This is a genomic window from bacterium (genome assembly GCA_035691305.1).
Classification (GTDB): Bacteria; Sysuimicrobiota; Sysuimicrobiia; order Sysuimicrobiales; family Segetimicrobiaceae; genus DASSJF01.
Genome location: DASSJF010000053.1, coordinates 1 through 22329, shown reverse-complemented (window position 1 = coordinate 22329; position 22329 = coordinate 1). Strand labels below are relative to the sequence as shown.

At 71.8% G+C, this 22329-nt stretch carries 18 protein-coding genes and 1 other RNA gene; all 19 read right to left on the bottom strand.

Annotated features, from left to right (window positions below):
- Positions 1-215 precede the first annotated feature (215 nt).
- Positions 216-1439 carry a Glu/Leu/Phe/Val dehydrogenase gene (locus tag VFL28_09555; protein ID HET7264906.1) on the bottom strand — a complete coding sequence of 408 codons (1224 nt, stop codon included), beginning with the start codon at positions 1437-1439 and terminating at the stop codon, positions 216-218.
- A gap of 107 nt (positions 1440-1546) precedes the next feature.
- Positions 1547-1734, bottom strand: a non-coding RNA gene (ssrS, locus tag VFL28_09550) — 6S RNA.
- Between the two features lie 46 nt (positions 1735-1780).
- The gene (aspS, locus tag VFL28_09545) at positions 1781-3583 is read right to left on the bottom strand and encodes an aspartate--tRNA ligase (GenBank protein ID HET7264905.1); all 1803 of its coding nucleotides are present in this window, start codon (positions 3581-3583) and stop codon (positions 1781-1783) included.
- The gene (gene hisS, locus VFL28_09540; GenBank protein HET7264904.1) at positions 3580-4893 is read right to left on the bottom strand and encodes a histidine--tRNA ligase; all 1314 of its coding nucleotides are present in this window, start codon (positions 4891-4893) and stop codon (positions 3580-3582) included. The genes aspS and hisS overlap by 4 nt, the downstream gene beginning before the upstream one ends.
- The gene (locus tag VFL28_09535; protein HET7264903.1) at positions 4883-5518 is read right to left on the bottom strand and encodes a hypothetical protein; all 636 of its coding nucleotides are present in this window, start codon (positions 5516-5518) and stop codon (positions 4883-4885) included. Before VFL28_09535 ends, hisS begins: the two co-directional genes overlap by 11 nt.
- Positions 5515-5982 (bottom strand): D-aminoacyl-tRNA deacylase, encoded by a 468-nt coding sequence (gene dtd, locus VFL28_09530; GenBank protein ID HET7264902.1) that lies wholly within the window; start codon positions 5980-5982, stop codon positions 5515-5517. Before dtd ends, VFL28_09535 begins: the two co-directional genes overlap by 4 nt.
- Before the next feature lie 9 nt (positions 5983-5991).
- Entirely contained in the window at positions 5992-7191 is a 1200-nt protein-coding gene (locus VFL28_09525) for an aminotransferase class V-fold PLP-dependent enzyme (protein ID HET7264901.1), read from the bottom strand.
- On the bottom strand, positions 7188-8438 hold the full coding sequence (locus VFL28_09520; protein HET7264900.1) for an aminotransferase class I/II-fold pyridoxal phosphate-dependent enzyme: 1251 nt from the start codon (positions 8436-8438) through the stop codon (positions 7188-7190). Before VFL28_09520 ends, VFL28_09525 begins: the two co-directional genes overlap by 4 nt.
- Positions 8439-8501: 63 nt before the next feature.
- Entirely contained in the window at positions 8502-10706 is a 2205-nt protein-coding gene (locus VFL28_09515; GenBank protein ID HET7264899.1) for a bifunctional (p)ppGpp synthetase/guanosine-3',5'-bis(diphosphate) 3'-pyrophosphohydrolase, read from the bottom strand.
- Positions 10703-14296: a single-stranded-DNA-specific exonuclease RecJ gene (recJ, locus tag VFL28_09510; protein HET7264898.1), complete on the bottom strand. Its 3594-nt coding sequence runs from the start codon at positions 14294-14296 to the stop codon at positions 10703-10705. Before recJ ends, VFL28_09515 begins: the two co-directional genes overlap by 4 nt.
- A 159-nt stretch (positions 14297-14455) precedes the next feature.
- Positions 14456-14797 (bottom strand): LapA family protein, encoded by a 342-nt coding sequence (locus VFL28_09505; GenBank protein HET7264897.1) that lies wholly within the window; start codon positions 14795-14797, stop codon positions 14456-14458.
- 3 nt (positions 14798-14800) lie between these two features.
- Positions 14801-15835, bottom strand: coding sequence for a protein translocase subunit SecF (secF, locus tag VFL28_09500; GenBank protein ID HET7264896.1), 1035 nt, complete (start codon positions 15833-15835; stop codon positions 14801-14803).
- Positions 15836-15839: 4 nt separating this feature from the next.
- Complete coding sequence (gene secD / locus VFL28_09495) at positions 15840-17222, bottom strand: protein translocase subunit SecD (protein ID HET7264895.1); 1383 nt, start codon at positions 17220-17222, stop codon at positions 15840-15842.
- Positions 17223-17380: 158 nt separating this feature from the next.
- Positions 17381-18418: a PaaX family transcriptional regulator C-terminal domain-containing protein gene (locus VFL28_09490; protein HET7264894.1), complete on the bottom strand. Its 1038-nt coding sequence runs from the start codon at positions 18416-18418 to the stop codon at positions 17381-17383.
- 2 nt (positions 18419-18420) lie between these two features.
- On the bottom strand, positions 18421-19623 hold the full coding sequence (locus VFL28_09485; GenBank protein HET7264893.1) for an acetyl-CoA C-acyltransferase: 1203 nt from the start codon (positions 19621-19623) through the stop codon (positions 18421-18423).
- Between the two features lie 53 nt (positions 19624-19676).
- A complete protein-coding gene (locus VFL28_09480; GenBank protein ID HET7264892.1) occupies positions 19677-20453 on the bottom strand; it encodes an enoyl-CoA hydratase-related protein in 777 nt (258 codons plus the stop codon).
- A gap of 24 nt (positions 20454-20477) precedes the next feature.
- Positions 20478-21182 carry a uracil-DNA glycosylase gene (locus VFL28_09475; protein HET7264891.1) on the bottom strand — a complete coding sequence of 235 codons (705 nt, stop codon included), beginning with the start codon at positions 21180-21182 and terminating at the stop codon, positions 20478-20480.
- The gene (locus VFL28_09470; protein HET7264890.1) at positions 21179-21952 is read right to left on the bottom strand and encodes an enoyl-CoA hydratase-related protein; all 774 of its coding nucleotides are present in this window, start codon (positions 21950-21952) and stop codon (positions 21179-21181) included. Before VFL28_09470 ends, VFL28_09475 begins: the two co-directional genes overlap by 4 nt.
- A gap of 4 nt (positions 21953-21956) precedes the next feature.
- Positions 21957-22329 (bottom strand): SPOR domain-containing protein (locus tag VFL28_09465; protein ID HET7264889.1); only part of this gene is annotated, 373 nt, incomplete at its 5' end.

Sequence of the window (22329 nt, the reverse complement as noted above, 5' to 3'; positions counted from 1 at the left end):
AGAGAATCGCCGAGGTCAGGGTGTCCGTTTCGATCGCGCGGCGCAGCAGGCGGCCGGGCCCCAGCAGGTGCGCCTGCCCGACGATGTCGTCGAGCGAGCGCGGCCGCATTCGCGCGGCGAGCGGCGCCTCGCGGGCCGTCTCCTCCCGCCGGCTCTGCTCGAACAGCTCCATGCCCACATCATGGGGCCCGGCGGACGAGCGTGTCAAGGAACGCCTACGGGTAGACACCGCGCTCGTCGAGCGCCGCGCCGACCCGGCGCACCGCGACCAGCAGCGCCGCGGTGCGCAGCGAAACCCGCTCCGCGGCGGCGACCGCCGAGACGCGCGCGACTCCGTCCACCATGATGCGCGTCAGGTGCGCGTTGATCTCGGCCTCGCTCCAGAAATAGGCCTGTAGGTCCTGCACCCACTCGAAGTACGACACGACGACGCCGCCCGCGTTCGCGAGGATGTCGGGCACGACGAGAATGCCGCGATCCTCGAGGATCGCGTCCGCCTCGGGCGTGGTCGGGCCGTTTGCCCCCTCGACGACGATCCGCGCCTGAATCCGCGCCGCGTTGCGGCCGGTGATCTGCCCTTCGATCGCCGCCGGGACCAGGAAGTCGCACGGCAGCTCGAGCAGCGCGGCGTTCGTGACCGCCTCGCCGCCGGAGAAGCCTTCGACGCGCTTCGTAGCCGCGACGTGCCGCCGCAGCGCCCCGAGATCGAGGCCGGCCGTGTTGTAGACGCCGCCGAACGCGTCGCTGATCCCGACGATCCGGCAGCCTTCCGCGGCCATCAGGGTTGCGGCCGTGCCGCCGACGTTGCCGAAGCCCTGCACGACGACGCGCGCGCCGGCGAAGGGGAAACCGCGCGTGCGGGCCGCCTCGCGCGCCGCGATCATCACCCCGCGCCCGGTTGCGTCCTGCCGGCCCGCCGAGCCGCCGATCGCGAGCGGCTTGCCGGTGACGACGCCAGGCACGGAATACCCCGCGTGCATGCTGTAGGTATCCATGAACCAGGCCATCACCTGGGCGTTCGTGCCGACGTCGGGCGCCGGGATGTCGATGCGCTCGCCGATCATCGGCCGCAGCTCCGTCGCGAACCGGCGCGTCAGCCGTTCGAGTTCGCGCGCGGACAGCGCGGACGGATCGCACGCCACGCCGCCCTTCGCGCCGCCGTATGGTAGATGCGCGAGGGCGCACTTCCAGGTCATCCACATGCCGAGGGCCCGCACCTCGTTGATCCAGACCTCGGGGCTGTAGCGCAGGCCGCCCTTCGTCGGGCCGAGCGCGGTGTTGTGCAGCACTCTGTGTCCGGTGAAGACGCGCGTGCTCCCGTCGTCCATCGCGACGGGGAAGCGCACGGTGAACTCCCGTTCCGGCCGCTCGAGCACGCCCCGGACCGCGGGCGAGAGGTTGAGCCGGTCGGCCGCGCCGTTGAACTGCTCCAGCGCCATCTCCCAGGGATCGTCGTGGCCCTGGGGAGGCGCGGCGGTTCCGGCGCCGCTCTGCGGATGGGGAGCGTGAGTATCCATCAATGGACGAGAGTGTGACGGGACGAGAAGCGGCTCCTGCGGTACCGCCGGCCGCGGTCCCCGAACCTGTGGCACACAGGTGGGTGCCCTCCCGAGCGGATCCGACTAGCCCCCCGAGCCGGCCCTGCGGAGCCCTGCCGTCACCGTCCGGAGCCAGGCTCCCGATGTCTTTCTGTTGGTCGGGACCACGTATACCTAGCGTGTAACACAGGAGCCACTACGGATGATACCACCCTCCTCGGCCGGCCTCAACAAGAGCCGCTTTAGCGGCGGACTTCGATGTGCGCCTCGGTGAGGGCCTGAGGGTCGACCTCCGACGGCGCGCCGGTCATGAGATCGGTCGCGCTCTGCGTTTTCGGGAACGCGATCACTTCGCGGATCGAGTCTTCGCCGGCCAGCACCATGACGAAGCGGTCGAAGCCGAAGGCGATGCCACCGTGCGGCGGAGCTCCGTACCGGAACGCGTCCAGCAGGAACCCGAACCGCTCGCGCGCGGCTTCCGGCGAAATCCCGAGAAGCGCAAACACGCGCTGCTGCAGGTCTTGCCGGTGGATCCGAATGCTGCCGCCCCCGAGCTCCACGCCGTTGAGCACGAGATCGTAGGCCTTCGCGCGCGCCCTCAGCGGCTCGCTTCCCAGCAACGGCAGGTCTTCGTCCAGCGGCGCCGTGAACGGATGATGCACGGCGGCGAGTCCCCCCTCCGCGGACCGTTCAAGCAGCGGAAAGTCGACGACCCATTCGAACACAAAGCCGTCACGGATCAGGTTGAGGCGGCGGCCGAGCTCGAGGCGCACGCGTCCCATGGCTAGGGCGACGGTCTCGGCGGGCCCCGCGGCCAGCAGCAGCAGGTCCCCGTCCGCCGCGCCGCAGCGCCCGCGCAGCGCGGCCAGCGTGTCCGCCGGAAGGTGCTTGGCCAACGGCCCGCGCGGACCCGCGGGGTCGAGGTGTATCGGCACGAGCCCTCCGGCGCCGGCCGCTTTCGCGAGGTCCTCGAGTTCGACGGTCTCGCGACGGCTGTATCCGCCGGCGCCGGGCGCGCAGAGCGCGCGGACGACGCCGCCGGAGGCGACGGATTGACTGAAGACGCGGAAACCGCTTGCGGCGAAGAGGTCCCCGCAGTCCGTGATCTCGAGGCCGAAGCGCAGGTCGGGCTTGTCGCTGCCGTACCGCCGCATCGCGTCCGCGTAGGTGATGTGCGGAAACGGCCGCCGCACGTCGACGCCGAGCGCCTCGCGCACGGCGTAGACCACCATCTCCTCCGCCATCGCCTGAACGTCGTCGGGGCCGACGAACGACATCTCGATGTCGATCTGCGTAAACTCCGGGGCGCGGTCGGCACGCAGATCCTCGTCGCGGAAGCAACGCACGATCTGGAAGTACCGCTCCGCGCCGGCGACCATCAGCAGTTGCTTGAACAGCTGCGGCGACTGCGGCAGGACGTAGAACTTGCCGGGGTGCACGCGGCTGGGCACGAGGAAATCGCGGGCGCCCTCGGGAGTGCTCTTGATCAGCATCGGCGTCTCGATCTCGAGGAACCCCTGCCCGTTGAGATGGTCGCGCACGGCCTTCGCCAGCCGGTGGCGCAGCGCGAGGTTCGCCTGCATCCTCGAACGCCGGAGGTCGAGGTAACGGTACTTGAGCCGGACCGCCTCGTCGACATCGACGTCGGCATCAATCGGAAACGGCGGTGTCTCGGACGGGTTCAGCACCCGCACTTCGCGGGCGCGCACCTCGACGGCGCCCGTCGCGATGCGCCGGTTTTCGGTTCCGGCCGGCCTCGCCGCGACGACGCCGCGCACCGCCAGCACGTACTCGTTTCGCACGGCCGCGACGACGGGCGCGGCCTCCGCCCCTTCCTGCGGGTTAAAGACGACCTGCGTCACGCCGGTGCGGTCCCGCAGGTCGATGAAGATGAGGCCGCCGAGGTCCCGCCGGCTCTGCACCCAGCCCATGAGCGTGACGGTTTGGCCGATGTCGCCGGCCCGGAGGGCGCCGTTGGTGTGCGTCCGGCGCCAATCGCCGAGCTCGCTGCCGGTCGACGGCGGGCGGTCGCGCTCGTCGATCATCGCGCCACCTCCGCCGCCCCGCCGGGGGCCGCACCGCGCGGGGGTCCCGCGGCGCGGATACGGGCCGGCACTTCGTCCGCGACGCGGTCGAGCGGGACTTCCGCCTGTTCGCCGGACGCCATCTCGCGAAGAATCGCGGCGCCGCGCTTGACCTCGTCTTCGCCGAGCAGCAGCACCCAGGCCGCGCCGGCGCGGTCGGCCTGCCGCATCTGGCTCCGCAGGCCCCGCCCCATCACGTCCGCCGTCACGCTCAGGCCCCGGCCGCGCAGCCGGTCCGCGATCGCGAGCGCCTGCGGGCTCCCCGTCCCCGCCGTCGCGATGAAGAGATCGACGCCGTGATCCGCGGAGGGCCGGGTGCCCGCGGCGTCCAACACGATCAGCAGCCGTTCGATGCCCATGCCGAATCCCACGCCGGGCGTCGGCGGGCCGCCCATCTGCTCGGCGAGCCCGTCGTACCGACCGCCCCCGAACACGACGTTCTGCGCCCCGAGCGCCCCCGACATCGCTTCGAACGCCGTGCGGGTGTAGTAGTTCAGGCCGCGCACGATCATCGGATCGACGGTGTACGAGATGCCCATCGCCTCCAGATGCGCGCGCACGCCGGCAAAGTGCGCCCGGCACTCGTCGCAGAGGTAATCGAGGATGCGCGGCGCGCCGGCCGCGATCTCGCGGTCGTGCTCGCGCTTGCAGTCCAAGAGGCGCATCGGCGCGGTGTCGTAGCGCCGCCGGCAGTCGTCGCAGAGTTCGTCGAGGCGCGGCGCGTAGTAGGCGCGCAGCACGTCTTCGTAGTGCGGCCGGCACTTGGCGTCGCCGACGCTCGAGAGGCGCACGTCGAGGCCCCGCAGGCCGACGGCCTCCGTCAGACGCACGGCCAGGCTCAGGACCTCCGCGTCCGCGGCGGGCGCGGGGGCGCCGATCACTTCCGCGCCGAACTGCGTGTGCTGGCGATAGCGGCCGGCCTGGGGCCGATCGTAGCGGAAGATCGGGCAGATGTAGTATACCCGCACGGGAGGCGCCTGGGCCGCGAGGTTGTGCTCGAGGACGGCGCGCACGACGGGCGCGGTGCCCTCGGCGCGCAGCGTCAGGCTGCGTCCGCCCCGATCTTCGAACGTGTACATCTCTTTGTCGACGATATCGGTCCCGGCGCCGACGCCGCGCTGGAAGACCTCCGTGTGCTCCACGATCGGTGTGCGGATCTCGCGGTACCCGTACCGGCCCGCGAGGTCGCGCATCCGCGCCTCGACCCGCTGCCACCGGCCGGTGTCCTCGGGCAGGACGTCCTGCATGCCGCGGGGGACCCTAAGCTCCATGGGCCCCTCCGCGCCGCGCCGCCCAGGCCGAGCCGACGGCGCCCCCCACCGCGACCGCCGCGAAAAAGCCGTTCGCCTCGGGCCGGTCGAGCACGTAGCTGAGCGCGACGACGGTGTGATGCGCCCGGATCCACGCGACCGCGACCACGACCGCCGCGAGGGGCGTCGCGGCCCGGCGCAGCCACGCCGCGCGCGCAAGACGGGCGACGACGAGGAGCCATCCGGCCAGGACCGCGCCCGTGAACCCGATGATGAGCGCCTCCGGCGCCGCGCGGCCGAGCCACACTTGGACGTCGCGCGGCAGCTGGCGCAGGCCGATCAGCAGTGCCGCGCCGAATACGGCGAGCGCGGCGAGCGAGCCCGCAGCCGCGGCACCGGCGCCCGGCATCATCGCGGAGGTGCGTCGGCTGAGGGCCGCCACGGCCGTGCCCTGGATCACGATCGGCACGAGCAACAGCGCCGGGATCAGCACCCAGGTGACGGCGTCCCAGGATGCGCGCGGGAAGACGTCCAGCAGCGCGCGCAGCACTCCGATGCGCGCGGCCGCGGCGAGCGCCCACACGCTCGTTCCGCCGATCGCGATGCCGGCCCCGATCAGCTCCCACCCGGTCGGCCTCTCGTTCACTTCGCCCGGCGCTCCGTCTCCAGCATGACCGTCACCGGTCCGTCGTTGTGGATTTCCACGAGCATATGCGTTCGAAAACGGCCCGGCACGACACGTACGCCCGCGGCCGCCAGCGTCTCGTTGAACAGCCGGTACAGAGGCTCGGCCTGCTCGGGCGGCGCCGCCTCCCCGAAGCTCGGCCGCCGGCCGCCCGACGTATCGGCGTAAAGCGTGAACTGCGGCACGCTCAAGACCTCGCCGCCGACGTCCGTGATCGACCGATTGAGGCGCCCGGCTTCGTCGTCGAAGATCCGAAGCGCCGCGACACGGCCGGCGAGCGCGCACGCCTCCGCGGGGCCGTCCGAGCGGCTGACCCCGAGCAGCACCGCAAATCCGCGGGCGATCCGCCCCAGCGGCTCGAGATCACCGACCGGATCCGCCGCGTACACGGCGGCCCGCCGCACGCGCTGGACCAGTGCCCGCATCCCGGCGACCTACGCGAGATGCCGGCGCAGCGCGGCGAGGGTCCGCTCGAGGTCCTCGGCGTTATTATAGAAGTACGGAGACAGCCGGATCACGCCGGGCCGCGCATCGACGATCACGCGTTCGGCGCGGAGCGCTGCGACGGCGGCCGGTGGATCCGCGACCGGAACGGTGAGGATTCCGGCAAGATCCTGTACCGTCCGCCGCATCCGCGCCGGAACGCCGATCTCGCCCAGTCCGCCGGCCAGGTCGGCGAGCAGCGCGATCTGGCGCGCGCGCAGTGCGGCCGGCCCGATCTCGTGCACGTAGTCGAGGCCCGCCCGGGCCGCGTAGATCGCCGCGACCGAGGGGGTCCCGGCCTGAAAGCGACGCGCGTCGTCCGCGTACTCGAACCGCCGCGTGTCGAACGCGAATTGCCGTCCGTGCGCAAACCAGCCCACAACCGAGGGCGCGAGCCCGCGGTACAGGTCGCGCCGCACATAGAGGTAGGCGATCCCCGGGCCGCCGAGCAGCCACTTCAGCCCGCCGGTCACCAGAAAGTCGACGCCGAGCGCGTGCACGTCCACCGGGAGCTGGCCGACCGACTGGTAGGCGTCGACCAACAGCAAGGCGCCCCGCGCGTGCGCGAGCCGCGCGAGCGCGGCGACGTCCTGGATCTCGCCGCTCTGAAAGTACACGTGGGAGGCGACGACGAGCTGCGTCCGCTCGTCGATCAGGCGCTCAAACGTCTCGAGCGGCACCGAGAGCCCGTCGGGACTCGCGGCGTAGGCCACCTCCACGCCGCGGCGCGGCAACCACTGATACGGAATGGTCGGAAAGTCGATGTCCGAGACGATCACGCGCGGGCGCGCCGAATAGTCGAAGCAGCTCGCGACCGCGGTGATGGCGCCCGTGATCGACGGCGCGAGCGCCACTTCCTCGGGCGCGGCGCCGATCACCTGCGCGAACGATCCGCGCAGCGCATCGAGCTCCTGCCACCACGGACCGTACCACGCCGAGGCCCCCGATTCGTCCCAGAGATCGAGGAAGCGGCCGACGGCGGTGCGAACTCGGCCGCCCAGGGCACCGAGCGAGCACGTATTCAGGTACGTCGCGCGCTCGAAGATCGGAAACTCGGCCCGGTAGGCGGCCCATGAGGCCGCCGGGCCCGGCGGGGCAACCGCCGGGCCCGGGGCTGAACCCGAATGGGTCGGCGCGGTGCCGTCGGTCACGCGCCCGCTCCGCCCCCGCCCTCCGCCGGCGGACCGGCGTTCGCCGGGCTCGCCGGCAACGAGGTCATCGAAGCCGGCACCGCCGCGCGCGGACGCAGCGCCGCGAGGCGGCGGCGAACCTCCGCGAACGTCTCGTCCCGCTTCGGGAACGCGAAGCGCACGAAGCGGCGTCCGTCGGCGGGGTTGTGGAAGAACGAGTAGCCCGGCACCGGAGCGACGCCGATCTGCTCGATCAGATACTTCGTGAACACCTCGTCGCTCTCGAATCCGAAGGGCGTGATGTCGCACATGACGTAGTAGGCGCCGGCCGGCACGAAACATTCGAAGCCCGCCTCACGCAGGATCGCGAGCAGCGCGTCGCGCTTCCGCTGGTACATCGCGGCGAGCTCGGCGTAGTATGTGCGCGGGAAGCCGAGCGCGGTCACGGCCGCCTCCTGCAGGGGCGCGGCGGCGCCCACGGTGAGGAAGTCGTGGACCTTCCGGATGCCGTCCGAGATGTGCGGCGGCGCGATCGTCCATCCGATCCGCCATCCCGTGACGCTGTAGGACTTCGAGATGCTGTTGACGATCACGGTGCGCTCGCGCATGCCGGGCAGCGACGCGAGGCTGACGTGCCGCGCGCCGTCGTAGATGATGTGCTCGTACACTTCGTCGGTGAAGGCCAGCAGGTTGTGTCGTTGGCACAGCGCCGCGATGCCCTCCAGCTCCTCACGTGTGAAGACCTTGCCCGTGGGGTTGTGCGGCGTGTTGAGGATGATCGCCTTGGTGTAGGGCGTGATCACCGCCTTGACGTCGTCGAGGTCGATCGGGAAACCGGGGGCGAGCCGGATCGGCACGAACTTCGGTACCGCGCCGGAGAGCTTCGCGTCGGGGCCGTAGTTCTCGTAGAACGGCTGGAAGACGATGACCTCGTCGCCCGGGTTGATCGTGGCGAGCATCGTCGCCATCATCGCCTCGGTGGCGCCGCAGGTCACGGTGATGTGGCGGTCCGGCTCCACCTCGATCCCGTTGAACCACCGCACCTTCTCCGCGATCGCCTGGCGCAGGCGCGGCGCGCCCCAGGTCACGGCGTACTGGTTGTGCCCGTCCGCGAGCGCCTTCGCGCCCGCGGCCAGCAGCTCGGCGGGCGCCGGGAAGTCCGGGAAGCCCTGGGCCAGGTTGATCGCGCCGTGCTCCATCGCGAGCCGTGTCATCTCGCGGATCACGGATTCGGTGAAGACCCCGACGCGTGCGGCGGTGAGAATCATGTCGTCCCCCTCTCCCGGCTGACCGGAACTTCTCTATAGAATGCCACGGTTCGGCGCCGCGCGCTAGTGCGGGACGACGCGCTCCACGCTCAAGACGTCCCTGACCTGGCCGATGCGCTGCATGACCGCGGTCAGCTGGCTCACGTTGCGGATGTCCATCACGATGCCGGTCACCGCGACCTTGTCCTTACGCACGCGGGAGTTGATCGAGACGACGTTGGTCTTGTGCTCGGCGATCGCGGTCAGGATGTCTTTGAGCAGGCCCACCCGGTCCGCGGCCTCCACTTCGATCGCGACATGATAGGTCCCGTCCGAGCTCGCCTCCCACTCTACGTCCAGGATGCGCTCCGGATGGACCCGCAGGAACGGCAGGTTCGGACAGTCGGCGCGGTGGATGGTGACCCCGCGCCCCTGCGTCGTGTAGCCGACGACCCGATCGCCGGGCAGCGGGCTGCAGCAGCGCGCGAACCGCATCAGCACATTGTCGACGCCCATGACCCGGACGCCGGTGGCCGCGCCGGCGGGCGGCGGGGTGGACGGCGCGGCGGGCGCCTCCGGTTCTTGCTCGACCGGCGCGCCGCGCAGCGCCTGCACGACTTGAAGCAGCGACACATCGCCGTTCCCCACCGCGGCGAGCAGCTCTTGATCGTCCGGCAGCCCGAAGCGACCGGCGACCTCGCGCAACGGCTCGGGCTTCGCGAGCGCCAGGCCGCCGCCGCCGCGGCGCAGTTCCTTTTCCAGGAGTTCCCGTCCCCGGACGATGTTCTCGTCGCGCCGTTCGCGCTTGAACCACTGCCGGATCTTGGTGCGGGCGTTGGTCGTCTGGACGAACGCCAGCCAATCGCGGCTCGGTCCCGCGGCCGTCTTGCTCGTCACGACCTCCACGATGTCGCCGGACTGCAGACGCTGGCTCAACGGCACAAGGCGGCCGTTCACCTTGGCGCCGGTCGTGCGGTATCCCACGTCGGTGTGGATCCGGAACGCGAAGTCCACCGCCGTGGCGCCGGCCGGCAAGTCGATCACGTCGCCCATCGGTGTAAAGACGAAAACCTCGTTCTGGAACAGGTCGATCTTGACCGAGTGCATGAACTCGCGCGCGTCCTGCATCTCCTGGTGCCACTCGAGCAGCTGCCGGAGCCAGGAGAGCTTTTGCGCGAACGCGCCCTCGGCACGGCCCCCGCCCTCCTTATAGCGCCAGTGCGCGGCGATGCCGTGCTCGGCATCACGATGCATCTGGGGCGTGCGGATCTGGATCTCGAGCGGCTGCCCCTCGCAGATCACGGCGGTGTGGAGCGACTGATAACCGCTGGTCTTCGGGTTGGCGATGTAGTCGTCGACTTCGCCGGGAATCGGCTTCCACAGGGAGTGCACGATGCCGAGGGTCTCGTAGCACTCCCGCACGTCGTTGACCACGACCCGGACGGCGACGCGGTCGTAGATGCGGCCGATCCCCTGACCCTGGTACTTCGGGCGCTGCATCTTCTGGTAGATGCTGTAGACGTGCTTCGGGCGCGCGCTCAGGTTCGAGCGATCGACGCGGATGCCGGCGCGGGTCAGCTCCTGGTAGAGGGTGTCGAGGACGCGGACGAGCAGCGCTTCCTGCGCCTGGCTGGTCCGGTCGATGTCGCTGCTGATGGAGGCATAGGCCTCCGGCTCGAGCACCCGGAACGAGAGATCCTCCAGCTCGCGCTGGATCGTGCCGATGCCGAGGCGCTCGCTGAGCGGCGCGTAGATCTCGAGCGTCTCGCGCGCCGTCCGCTTCTGCTTCCACTCCGGCAGGTGCTCGAGCGTGCGCATGTTGTGCACGCGGTCGGCCAGCTTGATCAGGATGATGCGGATGTCGCTGGCCATCGCGAGGAACATCTTGCGGAGGTTCTCGGCCTGCCGCTCTTCGCGGCTCTTCCATTCAATGAGGCCGAGCTTCGTGACGCCGCCTACGAGGTTGGCGATCTCCGGCCCGAACGTTTGGCGCACGTCGTCGATCGAGCGCGACGTGTCCTCGGGCACGTCGTGCAGCAGCGCCGCGGCGATCGTGGCGGCGTCCAGGCGCAGCCCGGCAAGGATCGATGCGACCGCCACGCTGTGGCTGACGTAGGGCTCGCCGGAGGCGCGCGTCTGTCCGGCGTGAGCGTCCCGCGCATAGTAGTAGGCCCGCAGGATGAGGTCCTGGTCCGCGCGCGGGACCGTCTCGCGGACGCGGCGGAGCAGATCCGCGACGTCCGCCGGGAGCGGTCCTTCGCGGGTCTCGGGGCGGGCGGGGGTGCTCACAGGCTGCGCTCGAACTCGGACACCGACATACCGAGCATCCGCGCGGCTCCGGTCTCGAACGCCTCTCGGCTCCGCCGGCCTTCGCGGTGGCGCAGCGACGTCGCGAGGTCCCGGCGGCCGGCACCCGCGCACAGCTGGATCAACGATCCTTCCGGCACCGTCTCGCGCGTCGCGAGGCCGGCCTCGACGAACACGTCACACGCCGCCTCCACCGTCCTCGACTCGAGGCCCGCCACAGCCGCCCGCAGCTGCGCGGGCGCGGCCGCGTCCGGCCAGACGAACGGACGGTCGCCGCGCCAGTCGCGCAGCGCGCGGTACACCGCGGCCAGCGTCTCGCGTCCCGGCGCCTGCCCTTCCAGCGTCCGGCGGTAGCGGTCGCGATCGCAGGTCCCGGCTGCGAGGGTGATCGTCACAGGCCGGTGGCCGGTCAGGACCGCCCCGCACGCCGCGAGCGCCCAATCGAGGTCCGGGGCGAGCGCCCCGACGATGAGGTGCTGCACGTCGGGCGGCAGCGCTTCTTCGTCGAGCGCGACGGTGGACACGAGCACGTCGAGCCGCCCCTCGCGGAACGCCTGCGTGACGATCTCGCGCAGCCGGAACGGCAGGCCGCCGTGCAGGTAGCCCACGCCTCCCGCTCCCGCCTCGGAGGCCCGCCGGTCGCGGGCCATCGCCGCAAGCGCCACCGCCCCGTCGCGGGGCGCCGCGATCGCGAGGGTCTTCTCGCCGCGCGACATGGCCTGTTCGAGAAGCGGCCACAGGGTCTGCGGCCCCGCGTCCGCCCGGCGGTCGACCACCGTGAGGGGCGCACGGCCCACCTGTTCGTGCACGATCGCCGTCGCCGTGCAGACGCGCGCGACGCCCCGGCAGAGTGCGCCGCTCCCGACGCCAAAGACCGCCGCGCCGTCGAGCTCCGACAGGACCGGGCGCCAGTCCGGCTCTGCACCGCCGTCGACCACGACCGCGCCCGCACCGGACAGGAACGGCGACACGCGGCCGGCCTCGCGCAGCACCTCCGCGCTCGCCACCAGCACGTCCACCGCGCCGCGGCGCAGCAGCTCGTCGAGCCGGTCCCGCGCCGCGAGTGACAAAAGACCGTGCGCTGCTTCGACGCAGATGCCGAGCGGTCGGAGGCGGGAGATCAGCTGTCCGGCGCGGTGGACGGCGTGGCTTCGCGACGGCACGACGACCAGCGCCCCGCGTCCTCCGGCCACCGTCGCTGCCGCGGCCGCGGCGGCCGCGGTGGCCCGTCCACGGCCGGGTCGGACCATCAACGCCACCCGCCCGCCGCCGGCCAGCAGATCGAGCGCTTCGCCGAGCCCGGTCCGGAACGGCCGCCCGCCGTTCAAGTAGATCGGCAGGCGCGACAGCGCGTCGCGCGCGCCTCCGGCCCGCCAGCCCGAAGCCGCCGGCGACCGGCGCGCGTCGGGGGTTCCACCCCGAGGTTCTTCCGGCGCGCGCTCCACGAAGACGTTGACGCCCCGCGGGTGAACGCCCGCATCCGTCACCGCGCTCCTCCCGCCCGTCACGCCGGACACAGACGCGACGTAGCGGATGCCCGCGTCCATCAGCGGCGCGAGGCGGCCCGCGAGCCGCGCGTTGAGGTAGCCGACCGGCCGGCCGTCGACGGCCAGGATCTCCACGGCGTGCGGATCGTGCGGGTTCGCGGGCTCCCGGCGCAGCCGGAGCCGGTCTCCCGCGCGGAGCGTCGCGATCACGGCCTGGCGTTCGCCGAAGGTCACGCCGACGGCTTTCGTGTGGAGGGCCGCCGCGTCTTCGACACCGTCGTAGCGCGCTTCTCCGAGAAAATCCTCCGCGCGGCGGAACAGCCGATCGACCACGAGCCCGGTATCATGGAGCACCGTGTCCATGTCGACGCCCGGAACGTCGAGCGCGCGCAGCCGTAGGCGGACGCGTCCCGTGCCGCCCGCGCTCAGCCCCGCGCCCGAGTCGATCTCCGGCGTAAAGGCGAGGTCCACCGCGGCGCCGGTCAGGGTCAGGACGTCGATCCATCCGCCCATCGAGAAACCGATCGCGTCGACGAACGTCGTTCCGTCCGTGACGCCGATGCCGAGGTGCGCGCCGTCGCCGATCAGCCGGCGCGCCACCGGCCGGACGCCGCGCACCGCGAGCACCGGACTCGGATTCCCGAGCCCGAACGGCGCCAGGCGGCCGATCTCCCCGACGAGCGCGGGCGTCACGTCGGCCAGCGCGACCTCCGCGTCGATGGCCATCGGCTCTTCAGCGCGGCCGGCCAGCGTCTCCGCCGCGTGGCGCGCGAAGCACTCCCGAAAGGCGGGGATCGCCGCCGCGTCGATCGACAGCCCCGCGGCCATCGCGTGACCCCCGAAGGCCGCGAGCCGGCTCCCACACTCCGCGAGGGCACGCATGAGATCGAAGCCGCGGACGCTGCGGGCCGACCCCCGTCCGCCCGCGCCGGCCAGCGCGATCGCGACCGCGGGCCGCCGGTACGCCTCAACGAGGCGGCCCGCCACGAGCCCGACGACACCAGGATGCCAGCCTTCACCGGCCACGACGATCGCCGCGGGCACGCCGGCCGCCGACCGCGCGGCTCCCTCCACCTGTCCCACGGCGTCGGTCAACACCCGGTCGAGAATCATCTGCCGCTCGCGGTTCGCCTCGTCGAGCGTCCGGGCCAGCACGCGGGCCTCGTCCGGGTCGTCCGTCAGCAGCAGGTCGAGCGCCGGCCGAGGGTCACCGAGGCGCCCCGGCGCGTTCAGGCGCGGCGCGATCTGCCATCCGATGTGCCACGTGTCGACCGGACCGGAGATCGCGGCTTCTTCCAGAAGGGCACGCAGGCCGAGCGGCGGCGCGGTTCGCATCTGCCGCAGGCCCGCCGCAACGAGTCGGCGGTTGTCCCCCGTCAGCGGCACGACGTCGGCGACAGTCCCGAGCGCCGCCAGGGCGGCGAGGTCGGCCGGGAGCGCCGGCGCGCAGCCGAGTGCGCGGCGCAGCGCCCACGCAAAGAAGAACGCCAATCCGGCCGCGCACGGCGCGGCGTCGTCCTCCCCGCGGTCCCCGGGCTCCACGACCGCGGCCTCCGGCCGCGCTTCCGCGGGTTCGTGGTGGTCGAGAACGACGACCTCCAGTCCGAGGGCGCGCGCCCGCGCCACGGCGTCGACCGCGGTGATCCCGCAGTCCGCGGCGATGAGCAGTCCCGCCCCGTCCGCGGCGAACGTCTCGATCGCGGGGATCCCGAGGCCGTAGCCGTCGCGGAGCCGATGCGGAAGCCGGGTGCGGGAAAACACGCCGAGCCCGCGGAGGGTCCGGACGAGAATCGCCGTCGCCGTGATGCCGTCGACATCGTAGTCGCCGTGGATCGCGATCGAGCGTCCCGCGCGTATCGCGCCCGCGACGAGGGTGACGGCGCCGTCCATCCCGGGAATCCTCGAGGGGTCCCCGAGGTCCGCAAGCGCCGGCGCGAGGAAGGCTTTCGCCGCCCCGAGCGTGGTGAGCCCGCGGCGCCGCAGGAGCCCGGCGACCAGCGGGTGAACGCCGAGGGCGCCCGCGAACTCGGCCGCGTCCGCGTCCGCGGGCGCGACGCTCCAAGCCGGGCGGTCAAGAACGGCCATTATTCAAACTATTATAGCGCGTTCGGGAAAATCGTCGGCGCTCAGGACAGCGCGAGTGCGAGGGGAAACGCACGGTTCCAAGCCGTTAACTTCGGTTCGTCGAGGGCGCCCACGCGCCCGATCAGGCTGCCGCCGCCGGGCGGTCGCGTCGGCGCTCCCCTACCAGATCCGGCGCGTCTGCCCGATGTCGCCTTGCGGCTGAGGCGCCGCCGGGGTCCCGGGCGGCTGAACGTTCGGCGCCGCCGGCGCAGCGGCGGCCTCGTGGGCGGCGAGGCGGCGCTCGAGGTCGCGGAGCCGTCCGCGCAGATGGGCGTGTCTCGCCAGCGAGGGCACGAACGTGAGCAGCGCGCCGAGGACGCCCGCGCCGACGATCGCGAGCGCCAGCGACCCCGTGTAGATGGGCCACTGCCAGAACATCACCTGAACGTTCTCGGTGTTGCTCACGGCGAAGATAGTCGCCGCGAGGAAGACGACGATGAGGAGGACGAGTCCGCCGCGCATGCGCTACCGGCGGCGGCGGCGCCGGCGCCGCGCCGCCGCCACCCGCACGGGAGCGGACGCGACGGCCGGTGCTTCCTCCGGAGCGCCCGCGCCGTCCGCGGCCGCCCGAATCGGACCCGGGGTCTCGACCTGACGGCCGCGGCCGGACTGCGCCCGCGCGCGTCGCTCGCTCCAGTTGTGCCAGTCGACCAAAATGCAGCTCGCGTTGAAGATCGACGAGTAACCGCCGGTGACGATCGAAACCACGAGGCCGAACGCTACGTCCCGGATCGTCTCGCCGCCGAAGACGTAGACCGCGCCGATGGCGAGCACCGCGGTCATCGCGGTGTTGATCGACCGCACCAGCGCTTCCAGGACGCTGCGGTTGACGAGGTGCGCGAACGGTTCGCGGGTCCGCATGCCGAGGTTCTCGCGGATCCGGTCGAAGATGACGATCGTGTCGTTGATCGAGTAGCCGGCGACCGTCAGCAACACAGCGAGGAACGAGGAGTTCACCTCGCGCTGGGTGAGCGCGAACGCCCCGATTACGACCAACAGGTCGTGGAGCAGCGCGATGTCCGCGGCGATCGCGAACCGGACCGACCGGAACCGGATCGAGATGAAAATGACCTGAAGGACGAGCCCGATGATGACGCCGAGGATCGCGACGTTCCGGAGCTCGGCCCCGATCTCGGGACCCACGGTGTCCTCGCGCAGCATCTGCGTCGACGGCCACCGCGACTTGGCCGCATCGATGATGTTGTTCATCTGCGTCTGCAACAGCGGCCGGGTGCGGATGAACACCTCGTTGTCGCCGGACTTCTGGATGACCGCGTCCCCGAGGCCGAAGCGGTCCATGACCGCGCGCACGTCGCCGACCGCGAACGGCTGGTCGATCCGCAATTCCAGCGAGTTGCCGCCGGTGAAGTCGACGCCCCAGTTGAGGGCATGCCCGTCGCGGACGTGGTGCACGTAGAGCGCGATCAGTCCCGGGATGATGACCGCGAGCGAGAGCGCGTACCACCACCGCCGCCGGCCGATGATGTCGAAGGCGCGCACCGGCCTACCCCCCCGCTCCGCCGGCGCCGCCCGCCGCCGCGGCGGTCTCCCGCGGCCGGCCGGTCCACGCCAGCGCCTGCACGTGGCGGGCGAGCCCGGTCTCAAGCACCAGGTCGACGAACACCCGCGTCACGACGATCGCGGTGAAGATGCTGGTCAGGATACCGAGGATCAGCGTCACGGCGAAGCCGCGCACCGGTCCGGTGCCCAGCCACAGCAGCACGGCCGCGCCGATCAGCGTCGTGGTGTTGGAGTCGAAGATCGTGACGACCGCGCGGCTCCACCCGGTCGCCACCGACGCGCGCAGCGTCTTGTGCCCGCGCAGCTCTTCCTTGACCTTTTCGAAGATGATCACGTTCGCGTCGACGGCGACGCCGAGAGACAGGATGAAACCGGCGATGCCCGGCAGCGTGATCGTCGCGCCGAGCGCCGTGAGTAGGGCGAACAGGATCAGCGTGTAGACGCCGAGCGCCAGATCGGCCAGCAGACCGGAGAGGCGGTAGTAGAGCGCCATGAACAACGCGACCATCACGACCGCGACGTACCCGGCGTGCAGGCTGCGGTCGATCGAGTCTCGGCCGAGCAGCGGTCCGACGGTGCGGTTCTCGACGACGTGCACCGGCAGCGGCAGCGCGCCGCCGCGCAGCAGGACGGCCAGTTCCCGCGCGGATTCCAAGGTGAAGCCGCCCTCGATCACGCCCTTGCCGCCCGGGATCGGCGAATTGATGACCGGGGAGCTGATGACGGAGTTGTCGAGGACGATCGTGAGGTACTTGCCGACGTTCCTCGTCGTGTAGTCCTCGAACTTCTTGGCGGCCGAGCCCTTGAAGGTAAACCCGACCTGCGGCCGCCCGAACTGGTCGAACTGCACCTGCGCGTCGGTGAACTCGGCGCCGGTCAGGATGACTGTTTTCGTCAGATGCTGCGTCGTCGTCTTGTCCGGCAGCAACCACGCGCCGTTGCCCTGGTACGTGGTTCCCTGCGGCAGCGACGTCGTGCCGGTGTCGACGAACTCGAGCAGCGCCGTCTTGCCGATGATGTCGATCGCCCTTTGCGGGTTCTGGATGCCGGGAAGCTCCACGAGAATGCGGTTCGGGCCCTGCCGGGTGATCGCCGGTTCGGCGAGGCCGAGCTGGTCGACGCGGTTGCGGATGATCCGCAGAACGCCGTCCATCGCGTCGTTCGTGACCTGGACCTGCGCGGTCGGCTCGGCCTGCAGCACGATGTGGCTGCCGCCCTGCAGGTCGAGGCCCAGGTTGAGATGCGGCCGCGGCGTCTGCAGCATCGGCGTCGCGCCGACCAGGCGAATGGGTTGAAACGCGGCCAGGAAAGCGGCCAGGGCGATCAACACGACGCCGAGCAGCCTGACCGGATTGCTGAGCTTCACCCTGTAAGACTCCTCGGACGCGGCGGCCGTGCCGGACGACCTCCGCACGGCGGCGACGAGATCACAGCCCCCCGCAAACAAAAAAAGCCTTGCGGACGCGGTTCATTATATCGGCGGCGCGCGCGGGGTGTCAAACTCGGAGCCCCCGCGTGACCGCGCTACCACAGATCCGCCGACCTGATCGTCGCCGCGCGAAACGGGTCGCGGCGCGCGTTGCGCCGGCCCTCGGAGATGCCGCCCTCCCCCCCGGGCGCCGGACGGTAGTGCGACTCGAAGAACGCCAGCGCCGGCTCCGACAGGAGGTGGTACGCGGCCGAGAAGATGCCCCGCGCTTCGACGCCGTTCCACCGCTCCGGCAGCACCTCGCCCGGCAGCCCGGGATCGATGAACAGAAACTTCCGAAACTCGTGCACGAGGCGCGTCTTCTGCACGAACGCCTCCGCGCCTGGGAGGTCGGGCGCGCCCGCCGTCCGCGCGGCGCCGGCACGCCAGCCGGCGAGGCGCGGACGCCACTCTTCGACGAACGCCGCGTACGCGCGGTCGATCGCCGGCAGGTCCCAATGCCGGGCTGCGAACGCGGCCGCGCCGTCTCCTCCCGGGATCGGGCGGCTCGACACGTCGCTCCCGGTGGGAACTCGGCGGCGAGATGCACAGCCGCCGCCGGCGAGCCTGGCCGTGAACATCTCGCCGGCCGACGGCAGCCCGTAGCGCTCGGCGAGCGCCGGCAGCCGGTCGAAGAGGTCGTTGGGGGTCACGTAGACGCCGCGCGCCATCTGCGCGAACCCCATCCAGCCGAGCTCGCGGCGCAGCTCGGCGCGGTCGTCGCGGCTTCCGGCCGACGGCAGCACGATGACCCGCCAGAGGCCGTCCCAGCGCTCGGGATGGAGCTTGAAGATCCGCCGCGCGGCCTCCTCGACGCGTGCCTCACCCCGCGGCGTCAGCGCGTAGTAGCTGGCGCGACCGGCCCGGACCGAGGCCAGCCAGCCCTGCCGGGTCGTGCGCGACACCGCGGCCCGCACCGCGGATGCGGTAAACCCGAGTTCGGCCATCAACGCGATCAGGCTGCCGATCCAGATCGTCCCGCCGTAGTGGCGCACGTAGTCGCCGAAGAGCGTGAACAACATCGACCGAGCGTGGACCCCGGTGCCTCCCGACGGCCTGGGACCGAGCGGCGAGGCCGAGTCGCCGGACGGCACCGCTACGCGAGTCCCTCCACGATCGTCGCGATGCCCTGGCCGACGCCGATGCACATCGTGGCGAGTCCCCACCGCGACTTCCGGCGGCCCATCTCGCGGATCAACGTGACCAGGATCCGCGCCCCGCTCGCGCCGATCGGATGGCCGAGCGCGATCGCCCCGCCGTTCACGTTGAGGCGCGCCCGGTCGAGGCCGAGGTCCCGCACGCAGGCCAGCGCCTGCGCGGCGAAGGCTTCGTTCAGCTCGACCAGGTCGATCTCGTCGAGCGTCCGCCCGGCGCGACCGAGCGCCTTCTGCGTGGCCGGCACGGGGCCGATGCCCATGTACGACGGATCGACGCCGGCGGCGGCCATCGCCGCGATCCGGGCGAGCGGCCGCCGGCCGCGGCGCTCGGCCCACTCCGCGGACGCGACGAGAAGACAGGCCGTCCCATCGTTGATGCCGGAGGAGTTGCCGGCGGTCACCGTGCCGCCGGGCCGGAACGCCGGGCGCAGCGCGGACAGGCCCTCGAAGGTCGTGTCCGGACGCGGATGCTCGTCGGCATCAACGGTGAGCGGGTCGCCCCGGGGGCGCGCGACCACGACCGGGACGATCTCGTCGGCGAACCGGCCGTCCCGCTGCGCCGCCGCGGCCCGGTGCTGGCTCTCGACGGCGAACTCGTCCTGCTCTTCCCGCGAGATGCCGTACCGCTCCGCGACGTTTTCCGCAGTCTCGCCCATACTGTAGAGCGGGAACCGCGCTTCCAACTTTGGGTTCGGAAACCGCCAGCCGATCGTCGTGTCCTGCAACACCTGCGTGCCGCGTGGAAACGCGTGGGCCGGTTTGCCCATGACGAACGGGGCGCGCGTCATGCTCTCGACCCCGCCGGCGAGATACACGTCGCCGTCGCCGCAGGCGATCGCGCGCGTCGCCGCGTGCACCGCCTGCATCCCGGACCCGCAGAGCCGATTCACGGTCTGGCCCGGGACCGTGTCCGGCAGCCCGGCCAGCAGCACGGCCATCCGGGCGACGTTCCGGTTGTCCTCGCCCGCCTGGTTGGTACAGCCGATCACGACGTCCTCGATCTCCGCGGGATCGAGATCGTTGCGCCGGACGACCGCTTCGATCATCCGCGCCGCGAGGTCGTCCGGGCGGATGTCGCGCAGTGCCCCGCCGTACCGTCCGATCGGGCTGCGCACCCCGTCGAGAATCACCACGTCACGCATGACCGTGTCCCTCCGCCTTCAACCCGCCGCGCGACGGCGCGGCGGCGTTCGTGCTACCGTCCCGCGTACGACGGCGGGCGCTTTGCCAGAAACGCCGCCACGCCTTCGCGGTGGTCGTCGGACCGGCCGGCGATCTCCTGCAGATGCGCCTCATAGTCCAGCGCGCCGCGGAGGTCGAGCGCGAGCGCGCGGTCCACGGCGCGCTTGATGAGCCCGTAGGCCCGCGTCGGTCCGTCGGCGAGGCGCGCGGCCCACTCGAGCGTGCGCGGCATCAGGTCGTCCTGGGACACGACGCGGTTGACGAGCCCCAGGCGCTCCGCCGCCGCGGCGTCCACGGGTTCGGCGAAGAACATCATCTCGAGCGCGCGCCCGACGCCGACGAACCGCGGCAGCAGCCAGGTGCCGCCGGAGTCGGGGATCAGGCCGACGCGCGTGAACACCTCGATGAAGCTGGCGCGGTCCGACGCCACGCGCAGATCGGCTGCCAGCGCGAGGTTGCAGCCCGCGCCGGCGGCCACGCCGTTCACCGCGGCGATCACCGGCTTCTCCATGGTGCGCAGCCGCAGGACGATCCGGTTGTAGCGGCTCCGCAGCAGCGCCCCGAGCGAGGTCTCCCCGGGCGTGTGGCCGCGCAGGTCGGCGCCGGAGCAGAACGCCCGGCCGGCGCCCGTCAGCACCACGCAGCGCACCGCGGCCGCTCCCTCCGCTTTGGTCAAGGCGTCGAGGAGCTCTTCGCCTAGCCTGGCATCGAACGCGTTGAGGACGTCCGGCCGGTTGAGCGTGACGACGCGCACGCCCCCGCGGTCCTCGATGAGCACCGTCTCATACACTACGGGATCCCTCCCTCGGCCGTCCTACGAGCCGAGCACGGCGCGGGCGCCCTGAAACACCGCGTCCAGCATGGGCTCGGTCAGCTTGCCGGTGTTCGTGTTCTGACGGCTCGGATGGTATGACGCGATCAGCACGGGACCGTGCGGCCGCAGATCGTGGACCACGCCGTGGCCGAACCGCAGCGATCGCGTGGGGACGCCGCGCGCCGCGAGCAGCCGCCGGCACACGTCGAATCCGATGCGCCCCAGCGCGACGACAACGCTCACGCGCCGCAACAGCGTGAGCTCACGCTCCAGGAACGGCAGGCAGCGGGTGATCTCCCGCGGCGTCGGCTTGTTGTCCGGGGGCGCGCAGTGGAGCGGCGAGGTCACGTAGGCGTCGATGAGCCGGAGGCCGTCGTCGCGATGGACCGCGGCCGGCTGGTTCGCGAAGCCGGCGCGGTGCATCGCCCGGTAGAGCCACTCGCCGGAGCGGTCGCCGGTGAACATTCGTCCGGTGCGGTTCGCGCCGTGCGCCGCCGGAGCGAGACCGACGATCAGCAGGCGGGCATCCGGGTCGCCGAATCCGGGCACCGGCCGGCCCCAATAGGTCCAGCCGGCAAACTCGCGTTTGCGCGTGCGGGCGATCTCGGCGCAGTGGCGTCGCAGGCGCGGACAGCGCGTGCAGGCGACGATCTCCTGCGCCACCCGCCGCAGCGAATCCCGACGCGCCGCGGCCGCCGCGCTCACCGGCCGTGAAACTCCGGCCGGCGCTTGTCGAGGAAGGCCTGGATCCCCTCGCGCTTGTCCTCGGTGCTGAACAGCGTCTGGAAGCAGCGCCGCTCGAACACCAACCCCGCCTCGAGCGAAGTTTCGTATGCCTGCAGCACCGCTTCCTTGGCGAGCCGGACCGCAACCGGCGCCTGCCGGGCGATCTCGGCGGCGAGGCGCTTCGCCTCGTCCAGGCACACCTCCGCCGGAACGACCCGCGAGACGAGGCCCGCGGCGAGCGCCTCCGCGGCGGTGAGCGCGCGTCCGGTGAGCACCATCTCCATGGCGCGGGACTTGCCGATCGCGCGGGTCAACCGCTGCGTGCCTCCGGCGCCCGGCATGAGGCCGAGCCGGATTTCCGGCTGCCCGAACTGGGCGGTCTCCGAGGCGACGATGATATCGCATAGCATCGCGAGCTCGCAGCCGCCCCCGAGGGCGTACCCCGTCACCGCCGCGACGATCGGCTTCGCGACGCGGCGGATGCGCATCCACTGCTCGAACCGGTACGCCTTGATCACGTCGGCGGTCGTCGCGTCGAGCATTTCCCGCACGTCGGCGCCTGCCGCGAACACGCGCGGGCCGCCCCACAGCACGATGCAGCGAACCGCCGCGTCGCGGTCGCATTGCTCCAGCGCCGCGGCGAGTTGTTCCATCAGCGCCTGGCTCAGCGCGTTGAGGACGTGCGGCCGGTTGAGCGTGACGAGGGCGATGCCGTCCTCGACGGTGAGAAGAACGTGGTCTTCGGTCATGGGACTACTGCGGGACGAGCGTCGGCACGAGCCCGCTCTGCCTGAGATAGGCGGCGAGACGCTCCGCGGTCGCGCGGTCGAGGTACCCGCCGACCCAGACCCGGTAGGGCGGGCCGTCGGTCACCGTGACCGCGAAGCCGCGCGCCCTCAGGCTCAGCGCGAGAGCGTCGGCGTTCTGCCTTTCCGGAAACTCCGCGACCTGCACGTGGAGCCGACCCGAGATGACCGGGCCCGCGTCAGGGGCGCGCGGCGGTGCGGTCGGCGCCGGGGGGGTTGATCGAGGTGTTGGCGGGGGCGAGGTGTTCGGCTGCGCGACCGCCGGTTCGACCGGTCCCCCGGCGGCGGACGCCCCCGCGGCCGCGCCGCCCGCCGGCGGC